The organism is Pseudarthrobacter scleromae, from assembly GCF_014644515.1.
Classification (GTDB): domain Bacteria; phylum Actinomycetota; class Actinomycetes; order Actinomycetales; family Micrococcaceae; genus Arthrobacter; species Arthrobacter scleromae.
Genome location: NZ_BMKV01000005.1, coordinates 518,670 through 525,067, shown reverse-complemented (window position 1 = coordinate 525,067; position 6,398 = coordinate 518,670). Strand labels below are relative to the sequence as shown.

General features: G+C 66.1%; 5 protein-coding genes. 3 read left to right on the top strand and 2 right to left on the bottom strand.

Annotated elements, in window-relative coordinates:
* Both aceE and nboR read left to right on the top strand, forming a co-directional pair.
* The coding region (gene aceE / locus IEX33_RS15730; protein ID WP_188731695.1) for a pyruvate dehydrogenase (acetyl-transferring), homodimeric type at positions 1-2,337 on the top strand (2,337 nt) is incomplete at its 5' end.
* 24 nt (positions 2,338-2,361) lie between these two features.
* Complete coding sequence (gene nboR, locus IEX33_RS15725) at positions 2,362-2,991, top strand: nicotine blue oxidoreductase (RefSeq protein ID WP_188731693.1); 630 nt, start codon at positions 2,362-2,364, stop codon at positions 2,989-2,991.
* 20 nt (positions 2,992-3,011) lie between these two features.
* Here the strand turns inward: nboR and IEX33_RS15720 are convergent, their stop codons facing one another.
* Together IEX33_RS15720 and IEX33_RS15715 are read right to left on the bottom strand one after the other, a co-directional pair.
* Complete coding sequence (locus IEX33_RS15720; RefSeq protein WP_188731691.1) at positions 3,012-3,677, bottom strand: uracil-DNA glycosylase; 666 nt, start codon at positions 3,675-3,677, stop codon at positions 3,012-3,014.
* Between the two features lie 22 nt (positions 3,678-3,699).
* Positions 3,700-4,680 carry an aldo/keto reductase gene (locus IEX33_RS15715; RefSeq protein WP_188731689.1) on the bottom strand — a complete coding sequence of 327 codons (981 nt, stop codon included), beginning with the start codon at positions 4,678-4,680 and terminating at the stop codon, positions 3,700-3,702.
* A 216-nt stretch (positions 4,681-4,896) separates the two neighbouring features.
* Between IEX33_RS15715 and IEX33_RS15710 the strand changes: the two genes are divergently transcribed.
* A complete protein-coding gene (locus IEX33_RS15710; protein WP_188731687.1) occupies positions 4,897-6,393 on the top strand; it encodes a xanthine dehydrogenase small subunit in 1,497 nt (498 codons plus the stop codon).
* Positions 6,394-6,398: the final 5 nt, after the last annotated feature.

The following is a 6,398-nucleotide window of genomic DNA, read 5'->3' as shown; positions in this document are numbered from 1 at the left end:
GGCGGCGGTGACCAGGTCTTCTTCCAGGGCCACGCCTCCCCCGGCATGTACGCCCGGGCGTTCATGGAAGGCCGGCTCTCGGAGGAGGACCTGGACGGGTTCCGGCAGGAAAAGTCCAAGGAAGGCCACGCCCTGTCCTCCTACCCGCACCCGCGGCTGATGCCTGAGTTCTGGGAGTTCCCCACCGTGTCCATGGGCATCGGGCCGATGAACGCGATCTACCAGGCCCAGTCCAACCGGTACCTGCACAACCGGGGCCTGAAAGACACCAGCGACCAGCAGGTCTGGGCGTTCCTGGGCGACGGGGAAATGGACGAGCCCGAGTCCCGCGGCCTGCTCCAGCTCGCCGCGAACGAAAACCTGGACAACCTGAACTTCGTGATCAACTGCAACCTCCAGCGCCTGGACGGGCCCGTGCGGGGCAACGGCAAGATCATGCAGGAACTCGAAGCGTTCTTCCGCGGCGCGGGCTGGAACGTCATCAAGGTCGTCTGGGGCCGGGAATGGGATGACCTGCTCACCAAGGACACCGACGGGTCACTGGTGAAGATCATGAACGAAACCCCCGACGGGGACTACCAGACCTACAAGGCAGAATCCGGCGGGTTCGTCCGCGAACACTTCTTCGGCAAAGACCCCCGCACCAAAGACCTCGTCGCGGACCTCACCGATGACCAGATCTGGAACCTCAAACGCGGCGGCCACGACTACCGCAAGGTCTACGCCGCGTACAAGGCAGCCACCGAATTCAAGGGCAAACCCACCGTCATCCTCGCCAAAACCGTCAAAGGCTACGGCCTCGGACCGAGGTTTGAAGGCAGGAATGCCACACACCAGATGAAAAAGCTGACTGTCGAGGACCTCAAGGAGTTCCGGGACTACCTGCGGATCCCCATTGCCGATGCGCAACTGGAAGCGGATCCCTATTCCCCGCCGTACTTCCACCCCGGGCATGATGCACCGGAGATCGTCTACCTCCATGAACGGCGGAAGGCCTTGGGCGGCGCCGTCCCGGAACGCCGGTCATCCCATGATGCCGTTGCTCTGCCGGATCCCAAGACGTTTGACGTTGCCAAACGAGGCTCGGGCAAACAGCAGGCCGCCACCACCATGGCTTTTGTCAGGCTCCTGAAAGACCTCATCCGGGACAAAAACTTCGGGCACCGGATTGTGCCCATCGTCCCGGACGAATCAAGGACCTTCGGCATGGACGCGTTCTTCCCCACCGCGAAGATCTACAACCCCAAGGGCCAGAACTACCTGTCCGTGGACCGGGACCTGGTCCTGGCCTACAAGGAATCCGCCCAGGGGCAGCTGATCCACCCCGGCATCAATGAAGCCGGCGCCGTGGCTGCCTTCACCGCCGCCGGTACCGCCTACGCCACCCACGGCGTGCCCCTGGTCCCGGTCTACGTGTTCTACTCCATGTTCGGCTTCCAGCGCACCGGCGACGCGTTCTGGGCCGCCGCGGACCAGATGACCCGCGGCTTCATCATCGGCGCCACCGCAGGACGGACCACCCTCACCGGCGAAGGACTCCAGCACGCCGACGGCCACTCCCCCCTGCTCGCCTCCACCAACCCCGCCGTGGTCACCTACGACCCCGCCTACGGCTACGAAATGGGCCACATCATCCGCGACGGGCTTGAGCGGATGTACGGGGAGGCCGCCAGCGGCGAAGGAACCGGAGCTGCATCCGATAAAAACCTGATGTACTACCTCACGGTGTACAACGAGCCCATCATCCAGCCCGCCGAACCGGAGAACCTCGATGTGGAAGGTGTGCTGAAAGGCATCTACCGGGTATCGGCGTCGGACCTTGCAGGACCGAAGACCCAGATCCTGGCCTCCGGCGTCTCCGTCCCCTGGGCCATCGAAGCCCAGCGGATCCTCGCCGAAGACTGGTCAGTCTCCGCCGACGTCTGGTCCGTGACCTCCTGGAACGAACTGCGCCGCGACGGACTCGCCGCCGAAGAGGAAGCCTTCCTCAACCCCGGCGAACCCGCCCGCGTCCCCTTCGTCACCCGGCAGCTCGAAGGAGCCACCGGACCCGTCGTCGCCGTGTCCGACTACATGAAAGCCGTCCCCGACCAGATCCGCCAATTCGTCCCCAACGAATTCGCCACCCTCGGCGCCGACGGCTTCGGCTTCTCCGACACCCGCGCCGCAGCCCGCCGCTTCTTCAAGAACGACACCCACTCCATCGTGGTGAAAGCGCTGCACATGCTCGCGGCGAGGGGCGAGGTCGAGGAGGGGGCGCCGTCGTACGCCATGGACCGCTACAAACTCCTGGACGTCAGCGCCGGAACCACCGGCGGGGCCGGCGGCGACGCCTGAGACAACAAGAGTTAGGGTGTGGCTATGCGGAACACGGAGGCGGCGGGCACCACCGGTGTTGTGCTCGCGGCGGGCGGCGGAGCCAGGCTGGGACGCGGGCCCAAGGCTCTGCTCCCCTACCGTGGCCGGCCCCTGGTGGAAGCGGTCGCTGAAGCGCTGCTCGGCGGCGGCTGCCGCGAGGTTGTGGTGGTGCTCGGTGCAGGCGCCCAGGATGTCCTGGCCGCCGCCAGGCTGGACGGCTGCCGCACGGTGGTGAACGAGGAATGGCAGTCGGGGATGGGGAGTTCCCTCCTGTTGGGCAACGCCGCCACCGATCCCCGGGACCACCTGATGATTGCGCTCGTGGACCAGCCTGGCCTGTCCTCCCTGGCGGTGGAGCGGCTGCTTGCGTCCCACCGTCCGGGCCGGGTCACCGCAGCGGCGTACGACGACGGCGCTGCCGCAACAAAGGGTGGGAACGGCGGGCTCCGCCGCGGCCATCCGCTGGTGATCGATACCGCCCTGCGCCAGGCGGTGGCCGCAACAGTGAGCGGCGACGCCGGGGCGCGCGCCTTCCTGCGGACCCACCCGGAACTGGTGGACGACGTAAATTGCAGTGATCTCTCCAGCGGCCTTGACGTTGACACGCCGGAGCAGCTCTACCTCCTGGACTAGCTCTGCCTGCTGGGCTAGTTCTACTTGTTGGACTGCGTGGTGATGCTTCCGGCGAGGAGCAACTCCTCCAGGCCGCGCTTAAAGCCGGAGCGTCCGCCGTGGGCGGGATGCCGGACCTTGGGCGCATCCACGCCGCTGGCCTGCAGGCTTCGGTGCGCGATGTTTCCCACGGCGACCACTGCCTCAATGCCGAACAGCTCCACCAGCGACTGCCAGTAGGGTGTGCCCAGCTTTGCTTCCGTGATCCGCGGCGTCCGGTTGGACTGCGGTTCTCCCGGCACGTGGGTGTGCCAGGGGCAGGCACTCCACAGCAAAGGCAGGAAGTCCAGTTCCGCCAGGACCTCCCACATCACCGTCGCCGTCGGCTCGGCAGCCACTCCCTCCGCCTCGGCGGGCAGGGCGTAGCCTTTGCCCGGCCCGAAAAGCCCGAAGATATTGGCCGGTCCCTGGAACATGGTGCGGTTGGTGAAGGGCACGCCCGTGATCCGCATGCCCCTGAAACCGGGGGCCTCGCCCAGCAGCAGCACCCTCGGCGAACGGTCCAGCATCTCGGAGAGGTACAGCTCCAGGTTGCGCCGGCGCACGGCATTGCCGGGGTGGCTGTGGTCGAGGAAGTTGTTGCGGCCCGGCACCGTGGGCACTGCCGCGAGCCGGTCCACAAAAGAGCTTATGGAACGGTCTGTCACCGGAGTGCTCCCCTGCGAACGGCTACCAGCGCGGGTGGATGGCTTCGCGGAAGTAGTGGTCGTAGATCCAGCGGACGCCGGCGTCGAACTCTTTGCTGACCTGCACGGCAGCAGCCGCGGCGTTGGCCGTTGCCTGGTCCACGTTGCGCGCGCCGGGGATCACCGTGGTGACACCGTCCTGGGCCGCGATCCAGGCGATGGCCGCCTGGGCGGTGCTTGCCCCGGCCGGGACCAGCTGCTCGAACTCGGCCACGGCCTTCAGCCCGAGCTCGTAGTCCACGCCCGAGAAGGTTTCGCCGACGTCGAACTTGTCACCCTGGCGGTTGTAGTTCCGGTGGTCGTTTTCCGCGAAGGTGGTTTCCTTCGAGTACTTGCCGGACAGGAGGCCGGAAGCGAGCGGCACACGGGCAATGATGCCCACGTTGGCCGCCTTCGCTGCGGGAAGGACCTCGTCCAGGGGCTTGAGGCGGAATGCGTTCAGGATGATCTGGACCGAGGCGGTGCCAGGGTGCCGGATCGCTTCGAGTGCCTCATCCGTGCGCTCCACGCTGACGCCGTAGTTGCGGATGGCGCCCTCGGACACCAGGGTATCCAAGGCGTCGTAGACCTCGGAGGTGCTGTACACCGGGGTGGGCGGGCAGTGCAGCTGGACCAGGTCCAGGGTGTCGGTGCCCAGGTTCTTCCGGGACCGGTCCACCCACTGGCGGAAGTTGGCCAGGGCGTAGTTCTCCGGCTGCTGGTCCATGCGCCGGCCCATCTTGGTGGCAACCGTGATGTCCAGGCCGGGGTTGTCCGCGAGGAACTTCCCGATGGCCTGCTCGCTCTTGCCGTCGCCGTAGACGTCCGCGGTGTCGAAGAAGTTCACGCCCGCTTCCGCGGACGCCGCCAGGATGGCCTGGGCCTGCGCCGGGTCAACGTTGCCCCAGTCCGCGCCAAGCTGCCAGGTGCCGAGCCCCACGACGGAGACATTTCGTCCGGTCTTGCCTAAAATCCGCTGTTCCATCCCTCGACTATATGGGGTGCCCCGTGGGACGCCGGAATTTTACGGGTTACGCCACGGCCGGAAGTTTCCATCCGGATACTGGAAAATCGCTTCCATACTGAAAGGTAAGCTTAATCACACTGAACAGCCGACATGCTGGCAGCGCTGGGATACATTTCCCGTTACCAGGGTTTGGTTTTAGGCGCGTCGGTCCGGTTCGTATGGGGAGCGTGAAACATGGACGGAATAGAGATATTCGTCAACGGGCAGGCCCGGGACTGCAGCAGGACCAGCCCGCACACGAGGCTCCTTGACTGGCTTCGGACGGAAGGCCTCACAGGGGCTAAGGAAGGCTGCGCGGAGGGCGAGTGCGGGGCATGTGCCGTCCTGGTGGCCAGGCCGGACGGACCCGAGGGGAGCCGCTGGACATCCCTGAACTCATGCCTGCCTCCCGCGCTGGCGTTCGACGGGCAGGAGGTCGTCACTGCGGAGGGCCTGGGTACCGTAGCCGGGCCGTGTTCCGGGGAAGACCTGCATCCCGTCCAGCGTGAAATGGCGGACCGCGGCGGTTCCCAGTGTGGATACTGCACACCGGGGTTCATCTGCTCCATGGCGGCTGAGTATTACCGTCCGGACCGGCGCCCCGGGCAGGGCAGGAAAGAAACTGGAACCCGCGAGGTAGGCGAGCAGCATGCCACCGATCACGAATGCGGTCCGAACGGCTTCGACCTCCACGCGCTCAGCGGCAACCTCTGCCGGTGCACGGGCTACCGCCCCATCAGGGACGCAGCCTATGCGCTCGGGAATCCCCTGGACGCAGACCCCTTGCTGGACCGGCAGAACCGGCCTGCCCCGCCCGTCAAGCACACCAGGACGGACGGCGGCGCACGTTTCCTCCGCACTGAAACCCTTGCCGAGGCCCTGAAGATCATGCAGGAAAGCCCGGAGGCACGGCTGGTGGCAGGGGCAACCGACCTCGGCGTGGAGGTAAACCTCCGGCACTCCCGTCCGCCCCTGCTCCTTGCCATCGATCGGCTGGAAGAGCTGAGGACTTTATCGTTCGACGACGGCCGGGTTGAGATCGGCGCAGCACTCACCCTTTCCGAGGTGGAACGGGGCCTCGACGGCCGGGTGCCTCTCCTGGCCCAGCTGTTTCCCCAATTTGCGTCCCGCCTGATCCGCAACGCAGCCACCTTGGGCGGGAACCTTTCCACGGGCTCACCCATCGGCGACTCTGCACCGGCGCTCCTCGCCCTGGACGCCACAATTGTCCTGTGCTCGCTCGACGGCGAGCGCGAAGTCCCGCTGTCCGAGTACTACACGGGGTACCGGCAGAGCGTTCGGAAGCCCCACGAGCTGCTCCGCGCAGTGCGGATCCCGCTGCCACTGGCCGAAAGCACCGCGTTCTACAAAATCTCCAAACGGCGCTTCGACGACATCTCAAGTGTCTCGGTTGCCATCGCGCTGCAGGTGGCAGGCGGCGTCGTAAATTCGGTCCGGATTGGCCTCGGCGGCGTGGCAGCCACTCCGATCCGGGCCTTCGCAACGGAAGAATCATTGACGGGCCAGCCCTGGACCGCGGACACTGTAGCCACGGCCGCGGGCGTCATGGCCGGCGAGGGAACCCCGATCGACGACATGCGCGCGAGCGCACTCTACCGGCAGGCCATGCTGAGGCAGGCACTCCTCAAGTTCCATGCCGAAAATACTCCGGCATTGGAGGCAGCGAAGTGAAGTCC